At 65.1% G+C, this 15,129-nt stretch carries 14 protein-coding genes; 4 read left to right on the top strand and 10 right to left on the bottom strand.

From position 1 onward, the window contains the following. The first annotated feature begins 33 nt into the window (after positions 1-33). The gene (locus tag Q0S71_RS06325; RefSeq protein WP_295992992.1) at positions 34-870 is read left to right on the top strand and encodes an HDOD domain-containing protein; all 837 of its coding nucleotides are present in this window, start codon (positions 34-36) and stop codon (positions 868-870) included. Positions 871-897: 27 nt separating this feature from the next. Here the strand turns inward: Q0S71_RS06325 and Q0S71_RS06320 are convergent, their stop codons facing one another. From Q0S71_RS06320 to queA, 6 genes are all read right to left on the bottom strand, one after another. After that, the gene (locus Q0S71_RS06320) at positions 898-2,097 is read right to left on the bottom strand and encodes a HAMP domain-containing sensor histidine kinase (protein WP_295992988.1); all 1,200 of its coding nucleotides are present in this window, start codon (positions 2,095-2,097) and stop codon (positions 898-900) included. Positions 2,098-2,466: 369 nt separating this feature from the next. Beyond that, positions 2,467-3,489, bottom strand: a complete 1,023-nt coding sequence (secF, locus tag Q0S71_RS06315) for a protein translocase subunit SecF (RefSeq protein WP_295992984.1) — start codon at positions 3,487-3,489, stop codon at positions 2,467-2,469. 22 nt (positions 3,490-3,511) lie between these two features. Beyond that, the gene (secD, locus tag Q0S71_RS06310; protein WP_295992982.1) at positions 3,512-5,383 is read right to left on the bottom strand and encodes a protein translocase subunit SecD; all 1,872 of its coding nucleotides are present in this window, start codon (positions 5,381-5,383) and stop codon (positions 3,512-3,514) included. A gap of 89 nt (positions 5,384-5,472) precedes the next feature. Next, positions 5,473-5,805 (bottom strand): preprotein translocase subunit YajC, encoded by a 333-nt coding sequence (gene yajC / locus Q0S71_RS06305; protein WP_295992981.1) that lies wholly within the window; start codon positions 5,803-5,805, stop codon positions 5,473-5,475. Positions 5,806-5,942: 137 nt separating this feature from the next. After that, positions 5,943-7,082 (bottom strand): tRNA guanosine(34) transglycosylase Tgt, encoded by a 1,140-nt coding sequence (gene tgt, locus Q0S71_RS06300; protein ID WP_295992978.1) that lies wholly within the window; start codon positions 7,080-7,082, stop codon positions 5,943-5,945. A 24-nt stretch (positions 7,083-7,106) separates the two neighbouring features. Then, entirely contained in the window at positions 7,107-8,141 is a 1,035-nt protein-coding gene (queA, locus tag Q0S71_RS06295; protein ID WP_295992977.1) for a tRNA preQ1(34) S-adenosylmethionine ribosyltransferase-isomerase QueA, read from the bottom strand. A 161-nt stretch (positions 8,142-8,302) separates the two neighbouring features. Between queA and recG the strand changes: the two genes are divergently transcribed. Then, positions 8,303-10,381 carry an ATP-dependent DNA helicase RecG gene (gene recG / locus Q0S71_RS06290; RefSeq protein WP_295992975.1) on the top strand — a complete coding sequence of 693 codons (2,079 nt, stop codon included), beginning with the start codon at positions 8,303-8,305 and terminating at the stop codon, positions 10,379-10,381. A 160-nt stretch (positions 10,382-10,541) separates the two neighbouring features. On the opposite strand, the gene Q0S71_RS06285 is transcribed toward recG, so the two are convergent. The 3 genes from Q0S71_RS06285 to pyrC form a co-directional block, all read right to left on the bottom strand. After that, a complete protein-coding gene (locus tag Q0S71_RS06285; protein ID WP_295992973.1) occupies positions 10,542-11,534 on the bottom strand; it encodes a Gfo/Idh/MocA family oxidoreductase in 993 nt (330 codons plus the stop codon). A 28-nt stretch (positions 11,535-11,562) separates the two neighbouring features. Then, positions 11,563-12,363 (bottom strand): DUF3025 domain-containing protein, encoded by an 801-nt coding sequence (locus tag Q0S71_RS06280; protein ID WP_295993020.1) that lies wholly within the window; start codon positions 12,361-12,363, stop codon positions 11,563-11,565. A gap of 63 nt (positions 12,364-12,426) precedes the next feature. After that, entirely contained in the window at positions 12,427-13,476 is a 1,050-nt protein-coding gene (gene pyrC / locus Q0S71_RS06275; protein ID WP_295992972.1) for a dihydroorotase, read from the bottom strand. A 140-nt stretch (positions 13,477-13,616) separates the two neighbouring features. Between pyrC and Q0S71_RS06270 the strand changes: the two genes are divergently transcribed. Both Q0S71_RS06270 and Q0S71_RS06265 read left to right on the top strand, forming a co-directional pair. Continuing rightward, a complete protein-coding gene (locus Q0S71_RS06270; protein ID WP_295992970.1) occupies positions 13,617-13,871 on the top strand; it encodes an AbrB/MazE/SpoVT family DNA-binding domain-containing protein in 255 nt (84 codons plus the stop codon). Beyond that, positions 13,859-14,233: a PIN domain-containing protein gene (locus Q0S71_RS06265; protein WP_295992968.1), complete on the top strand. Its 375-nt coding sequence runs from the start codon at positions 13,859-13,861 to the stop codon at positions 14,231-14,233. Before Q0S71_RS06270 ends, Q0S71_RS06265 begins: the two co-directional genes overlap by 13 nt. Before the next feature lie 83 nt (positions 14,234-14,316). On the opposite strand, the gene Q0S71_RS06260 is transcribed toward Q0S71_RS06265, so the two are convergent. Beyond that, positions 14,317-15,042 carry an amino acid ABC transporter ATP-binding protein gene (locus tag Q0S71_RS06260; protein WP_295992966.1) on the bottom strand — a complete coding sequence of 242 codons (726 nt, stop codon included), beginning with the start codon at positions 15,040-15,042 and terminating at the stop codon, positions 14,317-14,319. Positions 15,043-15,129: the final 87 nt, after the last annotated feature.

The raw sequence follows: 15,129 nt of genomic DNA, 5'->3' as shown, positions 1-15,129 counted from the left end.
TCCACAAGGAAACATTTAAGGTATAATTTTTCCATGGACAGACTGACCGCCTTCGCCGACATCGCCGCCCACGCCAGCCGTGGCGAGCTGTCGTTTCCGACCAATGTGCAAGCCTCGGTCAAGCTGCAAGCGGTGTTGAACGATCCCGATTGCCACATCGACGCGGCCGCGAAACTGATCCAGGCCGACCCGCTGCTGGCGGCCCGCTCGGTCGCCATCGCCAACTCGGTCGCCTACAACCGCTCCGGCACCGAAATCTCCAGCGTCCGCGCCGCCGTGCAGCGGCTCGGCGTGCGCACCCTGCAATCGCTGGTGGCCTCGCTGATCGTGCGCCAGATCGGCAGCCAGATCGCCGATCCGGCCGTGCGCCGCCAGGCCGCCCAGCTGTGGGAACACACGGCCCACGTGGCCGCGCTGGCGCAGGTGATCGCGCGCCGCGTCACCCACGTCGACCCCGACACCGCGCTCTTCGCCGGCATCGTCCACGAAGTCGGCGGCTTCTACATGCTGTCGCGCGCCGAGCGCTATCCCGGCATCATGGACGGCGATCCGGAAGACTGGGTCGAACACGGCGAGATCGCCATCGGCCGCGGCGTGCTGACCAAGCTGGGCGTGCCGGCGGCGGTGCTGCACGCGGTCGAGGCGATGTGGGTCGGCATGCGCGCGCTGCCGCCCGAAACGCTGGGCGACACGCTGCTGCTGGCGAACGACCTGTCGCCCGTCCCTTCCCCGCTGTACGAGCGCCCCGGCGCGACCACGCTGCAGGCGGCCCACACCATCGACTTCGAAGTCGGCGACGGCACGCTCAATGCGATCATGGCCGAATCGGCGCAGGAAGTGCAGTCGCTGATCGCGGTGCTGATGATGTAAGTCCGCGCTGCCCGCGCCGCTCCCGCGCTATCGCGGCGGCCGGGCGGTGAAGGTGAACACGGTGCGCGCCGGCGTCGACTCGACGCTCAAGCCACCGTTGTGCGAGCGCGCGATTTGCGCCGCGATGTACAAACCCAGTCCCAGTCCCTCGGCTTTGCCGCCCGCGCCGCCACCGCCGGCAGCGACGCTGCCGCGCCAGAACGGCTGGAACAAACGCGCCAGCACCGGCGCCGGAATCGGCGGGCCGCCATTGCCGACGGCGATTTCCAGCACGCCGTCGTCGCAGCGCGCGCGCACGCCGACCGCCTGCGCCGGATCGCCATGCGCCAGCGCGTTGACCATCAAATTCGACACCAGCTGCACCACGCGCTTCGGATCGCAATGGACGGCGCAATCGAAAACGATATCGGTGTCGATGCGGCGCTGCGGATAGGCGCTTTCCAGTTCGGCCACCGCGTGCCGCAGCTGCGCGGCCAGGTCGTCGCAGGGCTGCATCGCCAGCGGTATGCCGCCGCCGAGACGGCCGCGCGCGAAGTCCATGACGTCGTCGACCAGGCCGGCGATGCGCTGGCCGCTGCGGTGGATGCGCTCGGCCACGGCCGCCACCTGCGCATCGGCCGCGATCTTTTTCAGCACCGTGGCGCCGCTGACGATGGACGACAGCGGCGTGCGCAGATCGTGCCCCAGCACGGCGATGAACTGTTCGCGCAGCTCGGCGTCCTGCCGCTCGAGCGACAGCGCGGCCTCGCTCGCCATCACGCGCGCCTCCGATTCGAGCTGGCGCGAAATCAGTTCCGCGTACAGCTTGAGCGCGTCGAGCACCTTGGGCGCCGACAGCGGCAGCGGCAAGGGATCGAGGCCGCACAAGGTGCCGAAAAATTCACCGTTGACGCGGTAGATCGGAATCGAGAAATAGCTCTCGAAGCCGTACATTTTCGGCGTCGGATGGTCGTGATAATGCTCGTCGGTGCTGACCTGGTCGATGACGACGGTGGCCTCGTTGACGCGCACTTCGTCGCAGATGGTGGTCTTGACGGCCAGGTCGTCGCCGGGCGCCAGGCCGAAATTGAGTTGGTCGTACACCGCGCAGGTGGTCCACGACTCTTCGGTGACGCGCGCCACGCAGACGAAACGCAGACCGGTGGTGTCGGCGATGACGCGCATGATGGTCGGCACGGCGCTGATGGACTGCACCAGCCGGACGTCTGCTTGTATCACTTCATTCATCATTCGCGATCAGGGCGTTGCACACGGAGGTCCTAGTATAACGGCGGTGGCGCGGGAGCAGCGCGCCGGTGGTGAAATAGGCGGCGGGCGTCGCCAAAATGGGACGGCCGGCGGTTTTCGATAGCGCAAAAAAAAAGCCCGCTGGGGAGCGGGCAAAGTCCAAAACTAGGGATGTCCTGAAAGAGACAGTTCCACTATATACCCGCGCGTCGGCGGCCTCTGTGCGCTGCCTCACACAAGCGGCCCACGGGACAGGACCAGGTGCCGATGACGCGCCGCGATCACCTGCCGATCCCGCGCGGCCATGAAAAAGCCCCCATCGGCCGAACGCATTCGGTCGATGGGGGCTGTTGAACGAGGCGCTAACGCTTAAACGACGGCGCCGTCGGTTTCGTCTTTTTCCTTGACCGGCTTAATCAGGTCTTCGCGCTTCACGCCCAGCCACATGGCCACGGCGGCGGCCACGAACACCGACGAGTAGACGCCGAAGCAGATACCGATGGTCAGCGCGACGGCGAAGAAGTGCAGCGTCGGGCCGCCCAGGAACAGCATCGACAGCACCATCATCTGCGTGCAGCCGTGGGTGATGATGGTGCGCGAGATGGTCGACGTGATCGCGTTGTCGATCACTTCCTGCACGCCGGCCTTGCGCTGCTTGCGGAAGTTTTCGCGGATACGGTCGAAGATCACGACCGATTCGTTGACCGAGTAGCCCAGCACCGCCAGCACCGCCGCCAGCACCGTCAGCGAGAACTCCCACTGGAAGAAGGCGAAGAAGCCGAGGATGATGACGACGTCGTGCAAGTTGGCGATGATGGCGGCGACGGCGAATTTCCACTCGAAGCGCACGGCCAGGTAAATCATCACGCCGATGACCACCATCACCAGCGCGTTCAAGCCGTTGGCGGCCAGTTCGTCGCCGATCTGCGGACCGACGAAATCGAATTTGCTCAGCTCCAGCTGGACCGCGCCGGCGCCGTCGACGCAGCTGTCGCGCGTGACCTGTTCGCCCTTGGCGGTGACGCTGCTGACGTTCTTGACCACGCCCTGCTCGGCCTTGCACAGCGCCTCGAACACCACCGGCGCGGTTTGTTTGCCGTCGATGGTCTTGATGACCGGCAGCCGTATCAGCACGTCGTGCGCGGTGCCGAAGCCCGTCACTTCCGGCTGTTCGTAGCCCAGTTTTTCCAGCGAGCCGCGGATGTTTTCCAGGTTGGCGGCCTTGGTGTATTGCAGCTGCAACTGGGAACCGCCGGTGAACTCGATGGAGAAGTGCAGGCTGTTGTGGATCAGGAAGAACACGGCGGCGACGAAGGTCAGCGCCGAAATGGCGTTGAAGACCAGCGCGTGGCGCATGAACGGGATGTCTTTTTTAATGCGGAATAATTCCATGTCAGCCTCTGAGTTATTTCACTTATTTCGTCGCGGTCGGCGGCACCCAGACGGTGCCGATGGCGATCGATTGCAGCTTCTTCTGGCGGCCGTACCACAGGTTCACCACGCCGCGCGACATGAAGACGGCCGAGAACATCGACGTCAGGATGCCGAGGCAGTGAACGATGGCGAAGCCGCGGATCGGGCCGGAGCCGAAGATCAGCAGCGCCAGGCCGACGATCAGCGTGGTCACGTTCGAATCGAGAATCGTGGCCCAAGCGCGGTCGAAGCCGACCGCGATCGACGCTTGCGGCGTGGCGCCGGAGCGCAGCTCTTCGCGGATACGTTCGTTAATCAGCACGTTGGCGTCGATCGCCATGCCCAGCGCCAGCGCGATCGCGGCGATGCCCGGCAGCGTCAGCGTGGCCTGCATCATCGACAGCAGCGCCACCAGCAGCAGCAGGTTGCAGGCCAGCGCCAGCACGCTGAAGAAACCGAACATCATGTAGTAGACGATCATGAAGACGGCGATGGCGGCGAAGCCGTACATGGTCGAATGCAGGCCCTTGCTGATGTTCTCGGCGCCCAGTTGCGGGCCGATGGTGCGTTCCTCGACGATGTCCATCGGCGCCGACAGCGCGCCGGAGCGCAGCAGCAGCGCCAGTTCGGCCGAGTTCTCGGCGTTGCCCATGCCGGTGATCTGGAAGTGGCTACCCAGTTCGCTCTGGATGGTGGCCACCGACAGCACTTCCGGCTTGTCCTTTTTCTCGTACAGCACGATGGCCATGCGCTTGCCCACGCGTTCGCGGGTGGCGTCGCGCATGCGGCGGCCGCCGTCGCCATTGAGGTCGATGCTGACCGACGGCTGCTGGTTCTGGTCGAAGCTGGCGGTGGCGCTGGAGATGTAGTCGCCCGACAGCAGCACGTCCTTGCTCAGGATGACGGGCACGTTTTTACCGACCGTGAACAGCTCGGAGTTGAACGGCACGGTGGCCGACAGCTCGGTGCCCGGCGTGATGGTGTCGTCGACCATGCGCACTTCCAGCGTGGCGGTGCGGCCGATGACGGCCTTGGCGCGCGCCACGTCCTGCACGCCCGGCAGCTGGACCACGATGCGGTCGGGGCCCTGCTGCTGGATGACCGGCTCGGACACACCCAGTTCATTGACGCGCTTCGACAGCGTCGAGATATTCTGCTTGACAGCCAGGTCGACGATGTCGTGCACGGCCGTCGGCTTCAGGGTGGCGACCATTTTCAGGTCGTCGCCGGCGCCGCTGTCGGCGAAGGCGAAGTTGGGCAGCGCGGCGCCCAGCACATTCTTCGCTTCCTGGCGGGTGGCGTCGTCGCGGAACTTGATTTCCAGCGTGTCGCCGGCGCGGTCGATGCCTGCGTGGCGGATATTTTTATCGCGCAGCAGGCTGCGGGCCGAGGTCTGGGCGCCCTGCACCGTCTTGGTCAGCGCCGCCTTGGTGTCGACCTGCATCAGGAAGTGCACGCCGCCGCGCAAGTCGAGGCCGAGGTACATCGGCAGCGCGTGCAGGCTTTGCATCCACTGCGGCGTGTTCGCCTGCAGGTTCAGCGCGACCAGGTAGGTGGGGTCGGCGGGGTCGGTGTTGAGGTCTTTTTCCAGCACCGATTTGGCTTTGAACTGGATGTCCGGCGTGGCGAAGCGCGCGCGCACGGAGGCGTAGTTGCCGCTGCCGTCGTAGCTGATGCCTTCGGTCGGCACATGCTCTTTTTTCAGCGCCTCGGTGACCTGGGCCACCATGTCGCTGCTCATCTTGACGGTCGACTTGCCGCTGGTGACCTGCAGCGCCGGCGACTCGCCAAAATAGTTGGGCGCCGTGTACAGGGCACCCAGCAGGAGTGCCACGACGATGATGATGTATTTCCAGACAGGATAGCGATTCATATTCTTCAACGTTCAATGTTAGGCGTCGGATGCAAACGGTGGCCGCATGCGGGCCGCGCGCCGGGACGGACCCGGCGCGGGCGTGATACTTACAGCGCCTTCAGCGTGCCCTTGGGCAGCAGCATGGTGATCGCGCTTTTCTGCATCACCACTTCGGTGCCGTTGGCCACTTCGACCGTCACGTAGGACTCGTTGACCTTGGCCACTTTGCCCAGCATGCCGCCGGAGGTGACCACTTCGTCGCCCTTGGCCAGCGCATCCATCATCGCTTTTTGCTCTTTGGCGCGTTTTTGCTGCGGACGGATCATGAGGAAGTACATGACCACGAACATCAGGATCAGGATGCCGTATTGGCTGATAAAACCGCCGGCAGCGCCCAGCGAGTCCAGGGGCGATTGCGCGTAAGCGTTGGAAATGAACACGGTGACTCCAGTAATATTTTAAAAAACGAAAGAAAAAAACAGCGCTGTATTCTAGCACTGGCGGGGACGCGTCAGCATTCCCGCCCATGTGGGTGGCATAAATTTTTTTACAAGACTAACAACAGTTTAATTCACGACTACACGCCGCGGGCCCGGTCGGCGTGGAATTGCAGCGTCCAGGCGTGGAAGCGGTCGGCGTCGAGGGCGTCGCGCATCTGCTGCATGATGTCGAGGTAGTAGTGCAGATTGTGGATGGTGTTCAGGCGCGCGCCGAGGATTTCCTGGGTGCGGTTCAGGTGGTGCAGATAGGCGCGCGAGAAATTGCGGCAGGCGTAGCAGGAGCAGGTCTCGTCGAGCGGCGCTTTTTCATCCTTGTAGCGGGCGTTCTTGATCTTGATGTCGCCGTAGCGGGTGAAGATCCAGCCGTTGCGCGCGTTCCGGGTCGGCATCACGCAGTCGAACATGTCGATGCCGTTGGAGACGCCGGCCACCAGGTCTTCCGGCGTGCCCACGCCCATCAGGTAGTGCGGCTTGTTGGCCGGCAGGCGCGGGCCGACGTGGGCCAGCATGCGCATCATGTCTTCCTTCGGCTCGCCGACCGACAGGCCGCCGATGGCGATGCCGGGGAAGTCGATTTCCTCCAGGCCGGCCAGCGACTCGTCGCGCAGGTTCTCGAACATGCCGCCCTGGACGATGCCGAACAGCGCGTTCGGATTTTCGCCGCGGTGGAATTCGTCGTGCGAGCGCTGGGCCCAGCGCAGCGACATGCGCATCGACTTGGCCGCCTCGTCGACCGTGGCCGGACGGCCCTCGATTTCATACGGCGTGCATTCGTCGAACTGCATGACGATGTCGGAATTGAGCACGCGCTGGATCTGCATCGACACTTCCGGCGACAGGAACAATTTATCGCCGTTGATGGGCGAATTGAAATGCACGCCCTCCTCGGTGATCTTGCGCATGGCGCCCAGCGAAAACACCTGGAAGCCGCCGGAGTCGGTCAGGATGGGCTTGTCCCAGGCCATGAAGTCGTGCAGGCCGCCGAACTTGGACATGACGTCGTTACCGGGCCGCAGCCACAGGTGGAAGGTATTGCCGAGGATGATCTGGGCGCCGATCTCTTTCAGTTCGATGGGCGACATCGCCTTGACCGAGCCGTAGGTCCCGACCGGCATGAAGATCGGCGTCTGCACTTCGCCGTGATTGAGTTTGACGGTGCCGCGGCGGGCCTTGGTCAGGCCGCTGCTATCGGTTTTGTGTAGCGTGAATTCCAACATGATGTTCTTTCTAAGTTCGTCTTGTTACTGCGAGGCGGCGCGCGACTGCGTGGTCAACAGCATCGCATCGCCATAGCTGAAGAAGCGGTACTGCTGCGCGATCGCGTGGGCGTAGGCGGCGCGGATCTCGTCGTAGCCGGCGAAGGCCGACACCAGCATCAGCAGCGTCGATTTCGGCAGGTGGAAATTGGTAATCAGGCGCGTCACCGTCTTGAAGCGGTAGCCGGGCGTGATGAACAGCGCGGTGTCGGCGCTGCCGGCGACCAGCACGCCGCTCTGCGACGCCGATTCCAGCGCGCGCAGGCTGGTGGTGCCGACGGCGACGACATCGCCCCCGGCGGCGCGGGTGGCGCGCACCGCGTCGACCGTCTCCTGCGGCATGGTGTACCACTCGGTGTGCATCTGGTGCTCGGACAGCACCTCGTTGCGCACCGGCTGGAAGGTGCCGGCGCCCACGTGCAGCGTCACGTAGGCGAAGTTGACGCCTTTCGCCTTCAACTCGGCCAGCAGTTTTTCATCGAAGTGCAGGCCGGCCGTCGGCGCGGCGACGGCGCCCGGCACCTTGTTGAACACGGTCTGATAGCGGGTTTCGTCGAAGGCATCGGCCGTGTGCTCGATATACGGCGGCAGCGGCAGGCGGCCGTGGGCTTCGATCAGCTCGAACACGTCGGCCTCGAAATGCAGGGTGAAGAATTCGCCGGCGCGCTCGCCGACGGTGACGTCGAAGGCGTCGGCCAGGCGCATCTTGCAGCCCGGCGGCGGCGACTTCGAGGCGCGCACGTGGGCCAGCACGGTGCGGTCGTCGAGCACGCGCTCGACCAGCGCCTCGATCTTGCCGCCGCTTTCCTTGAGGCCGAAGAAGCGCGCCTTGAGCACGCGGGTGTCGTTCATCACCAGCAGGTCGCCGGCCCGCAACAGGCCGACGATGTCGGCGAACTGGCGGTCGGCCAGCTGCGCGCCGTCCAGATGCAGGAGGCGGGAGGCGCTGCGGTCGGGCAGCGGGAATTGCGCGATACGCTCGGGCGGCAAGTTAAAATCGAAATCGGAAAGCGAGTACATTTGCGAACTTCTCAAGCTGAGGGAATAAAAACGGCGGAAGGTCCGCGCCATCAAGGCGCGATCCAGTGCTGGCTGCGCCACGGCGCACGCCGTACAATATCGGCGTTGCTGCGCGACGGCCAACCCTCTATTTTACGCTAGCGCCTGAAAAACGCCTCAATATGCCCGCCGATATACCCGCTGTGAAGCCCAAAACCGTCAAAAAAGCCGTCACGCCCGAAGCCCGGCTGGCCAAACTCGGCCTCCACACCGACATGGACCTGGTGCTGCACCTGCCGATGCGCTACGAGGACGAGACCCAGGTGGTGACGATACGCGAGGCGTCGATGCGCGGCGGCGAGGCCTCGCAGGTCGAGGGCATCGTCGTCAAAAACGAGATCAGCTACAAGCCGCGCAAGCAGCTGCTGGTCCACATCGCCGATGAAACGGGCGATTTGCAGCTGCGCTTCATGAATTTCTACGGCAGCCAGGTCAAGCAGCTGGCCGAGGGCACGCGGGTGCGCGCGCGCGGCGAATTGAAGCACGGCTTCTTCGGCGCCGAGATGGTGCACCCGGCTTATAAAGTGGTCAACGAGGGCGCGCCGCTGCCGACCTCATTGACGCCGGTGTATCCGTCGGGCGAGGGATTGTCGCAGCCGATTTTACGGCGCGCCATCGGCGACGCCATGAAGCGCATCGACTGGACCGACACCCTGCCGGCGGCGCTGCGCGACCACATGCAGCTGTCCGATTTCGAGCCGGCCGTCAAGCTGCTGCACTATCCGCCGCAGGAAATCGACGAGCACGCGCTGGCCGACCGCTCGCATCCCGCGTGGGTGCGCATGAAGTTCGACGAGCTGCTGGCGCAGCAGCTGTCGCTGAAACGCGCGCAGCGGGCGCGCCGCTCGAAGGGCGCGGCGGCGCTGAAGAAGGTCGGCGCGCTGTCACACGCGTTCCAGGCCGCGCTGCCGTTCAAGCTGACCGGCGCCCAGCAGCGCGTGCTCGACGAAATCCGCGCCGACCTGCGCCACCCGTATCCGATGCAGCGGCTGTTGCAGGGCGATGTGGGCAGCGGCAAGACGGTGGTGTCGGCGCTGGCCGCCGCGCAAGCCATCGACAGCGGCTTCCAGGCGGCGTTGATGGCGCCGACCGAAATCCTGGCCGACCAGCACTTCCGTAAAATCGCCGCGTGGATGGAGCCCCTGGGCGTGAAGGTGGCGTGGCTGACCGGCAGCCTGAAGAAAAAAGACAAGCTGGCCGCCTACGCGCTGATCGAATCGGGCGAGGCGCAACTGGTGATCGGCACCCACGCGCTGATCCAGGAGGCGGTCAACTTCGCCAATCTGGGACTGGTGATCGTCGACGAGCAGCACCGCTTCGGCGTCGGCCAGCGCCTCACCCTGCGCAACAAGGGCAACGTGGGCGCGGTGCCGCACCAGCTGATGATGTCGGCCACGCCGATCCCGCGCACGCTGGCGATGACCTACTACGCCGACCTGGAAGTGTCGGTGATCGACGAACTGCCGCCGGGCCGCAGCCCCATCGTCACGCGCGCCATCGACCAGAACCGGCGCGATGAAGTGATCGCGCGCGTGCACGCGGCGGCCGGCGAGGGGCGGCAGGTTTATTGGGTCTGTCCGCTGATCGAGGAATCGGAGGTGCTGCAGCTGCAAACGGCCACCGACACCCACGCGATGCTGGCCGAGGCGCTGCCGGATCTGGCGGTGGGCCTGGTGCACGGCCGTTTGAAGGCCGCCGAAAAGCAGGAGGTGATGGATGCCTTCAGCGCCGGCGAGGTGCACGTGCTGGTGGCGACGACGGTGATCGAGGTCGGCGTCGATGTGCCGAACGCCTCGCTGATGGTGATCGAGCACGCGGAGCGTTTCGGCCTGTCGCAGCTGCACCAGCTGCGCGGACGGGTGGGACGCGGATCGGCCGCCAGCGTATGCCTGCTGCTGTATCAGGGTCCGCTGGGCGGTGTGGCGCGCCAGCGCTTGATGACGATGCGCGAGACCACCGACGGCTTTGAAATCGCGCGGCGCGACCTGGAGATACGCGGCCCCGGCGAATTCCTCGGCGCGCGCCAATCGGGGCAGGCGATGCTGCGGTTTGCCGATCTGGAGACGGATGGATGGCTGGTCGACCAGGCCCGCGACGTCGCCCAAGAGCTGCTGCATGAGACGACGCCCGATAAAGCGGCGACGGTGGAAGCCCACCTGGCCCGCTGGCTGGGCGGCAAGGAGGAGTTCCTGAAAGTCTGAGCGGCCCGTGGCTAGGCCGGTGTGCGTATCCGCCGCCGCTGACATCGGGGTCAGACCCTGCTCGAGTACAGCGTCCGGAAGTCGGCGCCGCGGCGGCAGGGTCTGACCCCAGGTGTGGACTCGGTTTACGCGGCCGTGCCCGTCCCCAGCGGCGCGCGAATTAATCGGCGCTGTAACGCAAACCGATTTGCTCGCGTATCGTATCCATCACCCCCATCAGGCGCAGCGTCTCCTCGTGCGACATCAGCGGACTTTCGACCAGCCCCGCGCGCAGGCAGCGCCCCACTTCCATCGCCTCATGCGGATAGCCGTTGCCGACATGCGGCAGCTTGATGGTGCGCGAACTGCGCGTGGCGCCGCTGACCAGCGTGACCGAAATCTCCTCGGTGTTGTGGAAGCGGTCATGCAGCCGCACGAAGCCCTTGCTGCCCGAAATGGTCAGCTCCGACTGCGTGCGCGCGCGCAGGCTGCAACTGCACACCGACATCCCGCCGCCCTCGTGCTGCAAGGTGAACGCGGTCTGCACATCGACGCCGGTCGCGCCCAGCGTCGCCTGCGCCCGCACCGCCGTCACCGCGCCGAGGAAGAACGACGACAACGACAAGGGGTAGATACCCAGATCGAGCAGCGCGCCGCCGCCCAGCTCCGGATTGAACAGCCGATGTTCCGGTCCCGCATCGGCGGCGAAGCCGAAGTCCGCGCTGACGTGCGAGGCGACGCCGATCTCGCCGCTGTCGACGATGCGCTTGGCCTCGGCGATCGCCGGCATGAAGCGGCTCCACATGGCCTCCATCACGAACAGGTTTTTCTCGCGCGCCAGCGCGATGATCTCGTCGGCCTGGCGGCGATTCATGGCGAACGATTTCTCGACCAGGATCGCCTTGCCGCCGCGCAGGCACATCATCGCGTTCTCGTGATGCATGGGATGCGGCGTGGCGATGTAGATGACGTCGACCTGCTCGTCGTCGGCCAGCGCCTGGTAGCTGGCGTGGCAGCGCGCCACGCCGAACTGCGCGCCGAAGCTCTGCGCGCCGTCGGCCGAGCGCGAGGCGACGGCCACCAGTTCGGCGTCCGGCGTGTCGCTCAGCCCGGCCGCGAAAGCCTTGGCGATCTTGCCCGTTCCCAGAATACCCCAGCGGATTACCTTGTTCATGTCTGCGCTTTCTGCCGGCGATGCGGCGTTATGGCGCCACCGCTTGCCGCTTGGGGCGGAACACGGTGGCGTCGTCATAAAATTGTTGGTCTTGGTCCGGCCACCAGCCGGGGATGCCGAGCACCGGCAGCGGCGTGAAGTCGGCGGTGCTCAATCCATGCGCGGCCAGGTCCCGGGCCACGCGCGCGTCCAGCCACGCGCGGCGGCCGTCGTGATCGAGGCCGAAGAAGTCCTCGCCGGCGACCACCACGCGGGTGTGCGCGGTGATGGCCTTGCGCGGCGCGACCAGCTTTTCCATCAGCGCGTGGCCGAACAGCCACACTTGCGCGTCGGCGTCGAAGCAGGCGCGCTGCTCGACGAAGGCGTACGACCATCGATGGCCGCGTAGCGCCTGCACCAGCGCGGCGCCGGCGGCGCAGTCGCGCACCACCAGCAGCGCGGCGTTTTCGTCGAAGATGGTGGCGCCGTCGCGCGCCGGGCCGCGTGATTTGCCGACGCCGGCCAGCGCGATCTGCGCCGCCTGCAAGGCGTTGAGCTGGCGTTTGATGAGCGGGAAGCTAAGCCATACCAGGCCGTTGAAGAAGTCGTGCAGATTGTCGCGCGTGGGCACGCAGCCGGTGGCGCCGATGTGCTCCTCGTACGCGGTGCCGTCGGGCAGCGCGCTTTGCGGCACGAATGACAGCGGCAGGCCGGCGTGGTTGCGCAGGCCGCGCGCGGTGGCTTGCGCGTTGAAGCCGGCGATCACGCTGTCGCCGTCCAGCGCCAGCAGGGCCGCCGCGGCGCGCACCGAGTCATACCACGGCCGCGGCCAGTCTATCGTCGAGAACAGGCCGCCGCCGGAGGCATCGGCCGCGCCGGGGACGGAGGTCGCGCTGGCCACGCCGGACACGCTTTAGACCATCTTCCAGTTGATGATTTCGCCGGCGTTGAGCGGCACCACCTGCAGGTCGGCCAGCGGCAGCAGTTCCGGCAGCGTCCATGGTTCGCGCGTCAGCGTGATGGTGCCGGTGTTGCGCGGCAGGCCGTAGAAGGCGGGACCGTGGAAGCTGGCGAAGCCTTCCAACTTGTCGAGCGCGCCGGCGCGTTCGAACGCTTCGGCGTACAGCTCCATGGCGTGCAGCGCGGTGTAGCAGCCGGCGCAGCCGCAGGCCGCTTCTTTCGCGCCCTGCGCGTGCGGCGCCGAGTCGGTGCCGAGGAAGAAGCGCTCGTCGCCGCTGGTGGCCGCCGTCATCAGCGCCAGGCGGTGCTCTTCGCGCTTGAGGACCGGCAGGCAGTAGTAGTGCGGACGGATGCCGCCCTTGAAAATCTCGTTGCGGTTGTAGAGCAGGTGGTGCGCGGTGATGGTGGCGGCGATCGGGCCTTCGGCTTCGGCCACGTATTGGGCCGCGTCCTTGGTGGTGATGTGCTCGAAGACGATGTTCAGCGCCGGGAAGTCGCGGCGCAGCGGGCGCATCACGCGCTCGATGAAGACGGCTTCGCGGTCGAACAGGTCGATATCGGGATCGGTCACTTCGCCGTGGACCAGGAAGGGCATGCCGACTTCCTGCATAACTTCCAGCGTCTTGTGGCAGTGCGCCAGGTCGGTGACGCCGGCGTCGGAATTGGTGGTGGCGCCGGCCGGGTACAGCTTGACCGCGTGGACGATGCCGCTGTCCTGCGCGCGGCGGATTTCGTCGGGCGGCGTGTTGTTGGTCAGGTAGAGCGTCATCAAAGGCTGGAAGTCCAGGCCGGCCGGCAGCGCGGCCAGGATGCGCTCGCGGTAGGCGATGGCGGCGGCGGTCGTCGTCACCGGCGGCTTCAGATTCGGCATCACGATGGCGCGGCCGAACTGGCGCGCGCTGTGCGGCAGCACGCTGGCCATGGTAGCGCCGTCGCGCAGGTGCAAATGCCAGTCGTCGGGACGGGTGATGGTCAGGCTGTGGGGAGTGTGGTCGATGGACATGGCGGCTCTCAGATAGCGGATGGCGTCATTTTACCCGTTGCGCGCAGACCTGTGCCTACCTGGAACGTATATGGACTGGCGCAAGAAACCGGCAGCCAAAGAGAGTAAGCTTTATCGGCAGGGTGAAAAAGGAGGCCGTCATGTATCAGATCCGCGTAGAGCAAAACAATCAGATTAGCCTGCCGAGCGAAATTGTCCAGCAGGCGGGCATCCAGCCCAACGATGTGCTTGATGTGACTTTTATCGATGGCGTCGTGACATTAATGCCATCAAGGCGTGTCGACAGCGCGATATCGATCATGGATTACGCGGGTATCGGCAAGGGGGCATGGGGCAAAACGGCCGACGAAATCGAGGCGAACCTGGCACGCGACCGTGCGTCATGGGACAGGTAACGTCGGCAATTGCGGCGATGCTGCACCAGAGAATCTATCTGGATACGAACGTTTTTATTTATTTCCTGGAGCCGCATCCAGTTTTCTTTCCGGTCGCGGCAGCCTTCATGAATGCCATCCAGGCCAAAACACTGCAAGGCTGCACCGGGGAGCTCGCGGTCGCGGAGACGTTGGTCGGCCCCTACCGCGCCAACGACAACAAGCTTGTCGCCGATGTTAAGCGATTTTTCGGGGCCAAAGACTTCCTGTCCGTGCTGCCGCACGATGCGCCGATTTTCGACACGGCGGCGCAGCTGCGTGCCCGCCAACATCTCAAATTTATCGATGCGCTGCATGTGGCCACCGCGATGCGGTCAGCTTGAAATTTTTTCGTCACCAATGACCGCGCCATCCGATCCAGCAGTCAGCTCGACGTTATTCTTATCAGCGACTTGCTGTAAAACCGTCAGTGGATAATCCGGGCCAGGAAATCGCGCGCGCGGTCCGAGCGCGGGGCGCCGAAGAAGTCGTCCTTGCCGCAGTCTTCCAGGATGCGGCCCTGGTCCATGAAGACGACGCGGTTGGCGACTTTTTTGGCGAAGCCCATTTCGTGCGTCACCACCATCATCGTCATGCCTTCCTGCGCCAGGCCGACCATCACGTCGAGCACCTCGTTGATCATCTCGGGATCGAGCGCCGATGTCGGCTCGTCGAACAGCATCGCGATCGGGTCCATCGCCAGCGCGCGGGCGATGGCCACGCGCTGCTGCTGGCCGCCCGACAGCTGGCTGGGGAATTTGTCCTGATGGCCGAGCAGGCCGACGCGGTCCAGATACTTCTGGCCGCGCGCGCTGGCCTCCTCCTCGCTGCGGCCCAGCACCTTCATCTGACCCAGGTTCAGGTTCTGGCGCACCGACAAATGCGGGAACAGCTCGAAATTCTGGAACATCATGCCGATGCGCGCCCGCAGCGCCGGCAGGTCGGTGCCGGCCGCGCCGACGGACACGCCGTCGACCGTGACCACGCCCTGCTGGAACGGCTCCAGGCCGTTGACGGTTTTAATCAGCGTCGACTTGCCAGAACCGGACGGCCCGCAGATCACCATCACATCGCCCTTGTCCACCGAGATGCTGCAATCGGTGAGCACCTGGAATGGGCCGTACCATTTACTGAGTTTGCTTATTTGGATCATATTTGCGTTAGATTGAGACGGCGCGGCGCCCCTTGTGGAAGCGCGCCTACATGCGCTTGACAGCACTCCTGCCCGCAAGGATACTGC

It is taken from the genome of Rugamonas sp. (assembly GCF_025354735.1).
In the GTDB taxonomy this organism is placed as follows: Bacteria; Pseudomonadota; Gammaproteobacteria; order Burkholderiales; family Burkholderiaceae_D; genus Rugamonas.
The sequence above is the reverse complement of the archived record's forward strand: the minus strand, read 5'-3'. Positions and strand labels throughout refer to the sequence as shown.